Origin of the sequence: Deinococcus apachensis DSM 19763 (genome assembly GCF_000381345.1) — a bacterium.
In the GTDB taxonomy this organism is placed as follows: domain Bacteria; phylum Deinococcota; class Deinococci; order Deinococcales; family Deinococcaceae; genus Deinococcus; species Deinococcus apachensis.
On sequence record NZ_KB906445.1, the window covers coordinates 1 to 2,080 of the forward strand.

At 65.9% G+C, this 2,080-nt stretch carries 2 protein-coding genes; both read left to right on the forward strand.

The genetic code is table 11. From position 1 onward, the window contains the following. A partial coding sequence (locus F784_RS0121980; RefSeq protein ID WP_026332660.1) for a malectin domain-containing carbohydrate-binding protein occupies window positions 1-1,863 on the forward strand: 1,863 nt, incomplete at its 5' end. Further along, the coding region (locus F784_RS26515) for a hypothetical protein (protein ID WP_211211931.1) at window positions 1,860-2,080 on the forward strand (221 nt) is incomplete at its 3' end. The genes F784_RS0121980 and F784_RS26515, both read left to right, overlap by 4 nt.

Consider the following 2,080-nt stretch of genomic DNA (forward strand, 5'->3'; position numbering starts at 1 on the left):
AGCGGCGTCAATGAACTCAAGCTGGTGGTGAATGACGGCGGTGACGGCGTCAACTACGACCACGCCGACTGGGCCGACGCCAAACTGAGCTGCTCCTCCGATACCACCCCGCCCGTCACCCCGACTGGGCTGAGCGCCGCAGTCACGGCCACGGGGATCACGCTCGATTGGAATGACAACACCGAGACCGATCTGGCGGGCTACAAGGTGTTCGCCTCCTCCTCGCCGGGCGGTCCCTTCCAGCTCCTGACCCCCCAGCCCATCAAGGACTCCACCTACACTGACACCACTGTGCCCGAGGGTGTCACGGTGTACTACCAGGTCGTCGCCGTGGACACGAGCGGCAACCCCTCCCCGGCGGCCAGTGCGAGCGCGACTCGGCCCGGCAACGGCGGCACGGCGAAGGTCGAGATCGAGAACCTCGACGGCGGCCCGTGGCAGGACCGCCTGGTGTTCAGCCGCATCGGCTCGCTCGCCAGCCCGCCCCCCAACGGAGTCCACAACCTCGCCGCCGTGCGGGTGAAGAACACCGGGACCGCCACGATGCGGATCGGCTCGCTGCCCATCAGCGGACCCTGGACGCTCGACCCCGCTGTCTCGCTGCCCATCGACCTCACCCCCGGCTCGTCGGCTGACATCCGGGTGCGCTTTGTCGCCGAGGGCCTCACGGCATCGAACGACAAGCTGCACAAGGGCACCCTCACCATCAACACGAACGACCCGAACATGCCCAGCCTCCCGGTGCAGCTTATGGGGCTGTGGCAGAGCCAGTCCGAGAACGGCCAGGAACCGACGATCTTCCAGATCCGCGAGGCCTTCGGCTACATCGGCTCGTTCCTGGGCGGCGAGGCCAACATCAACCAGAAGGGCCTGGTGCGACCCCAGGGCGACGAGGTGATTTCGGCGTACTGGCAGCGGGCCGACGAGACGCAGCCCGTCACGGTGCGGCAGCTCGCGGCGTACCACACTCAGGGGAACGTTGCGACGCTGTACTGGCACGCCAAAGGCAGCAACACCACGAGCACCATCTTCACCCACGCGGGCGTCGACGGGCAGACCGTCCTGCCGCGCCTGAACAGTTCCCTGGCGCCCATCGGCCTGCGCTCCTTCACCCCGGCGGCCAAGACCTTCGGCTTCAAGGTGGACTCCGAGTGGAGTGACCCGGCCAAGAACAGCCAGACCGCCGACCGCAACAACGGCTGCGCCCGCCCCTGCGGCCAGCACATCCGCTTCTTCCCCATCAAGGACCGTGCGGGCGTCCTGATCCCCAACACGTACTACATGATCATGGACTACAACGGGATCAATTACGACTACAACGACGTCAACTACGTCATCTCCAACATCAAGCCCGCGTCCATGTTGATCAACGTCGGGGCCGCAGGCTTCACTGACCCGGCAGGCAACGTGTGGTTGCCTGACAAGGACCAGAACGGGGACGCGATCTTCACGCCAGCGCTGGCTATTAACGAGCCGAAGGGCGGTTATACCGGTCCCGCCGACATCCTGGGCACTGACAACGACACTCTGTACAAGTCTTACCGGGGACGGCTTGACGACCTCAGTGTGCCACAGGACCAGCGCACGATCTCGTTCGACATTCCCATCAACAACGGCACCTATCAGGTCAAGCTGCACTTCGCCGAGCTTAACTGGAACGAGGCGGGCCGCCGGGTGTTCGATGTCTATGCCGAGGGCGCGCTGCGCATCGGTGGGCTGGACATCTTCCAGGAGAGCGGTGGCCGCTACACGGCGCTCGTGAAGACGCTCGACAACGTGCAGGTCAATGACCGCAAGCTCAGCATCACCCTGAAGGCGACCACCGACTTCCCCAGCCTCTCCGGCATCGAGGTCGTGCGATGAGACCCGCGCCGCGCCTCGTCCGCACACTCGCGCCCGCGACGCTGGTGCTGGGAATCCTGCTGGGCCTGGCAGCCTGTGGGGAACGGGGCGCGGCGCAACCGGATGTGGCCGATCCGTATGCCGGGGGAGTGAGCTACCCGTGGAGCGACCAGGTCCAGTCCAACTCCGCTGATCCCTACGCCGGAGGGGTCAGCTACCCCTGGTCCGGTCCCGGTGC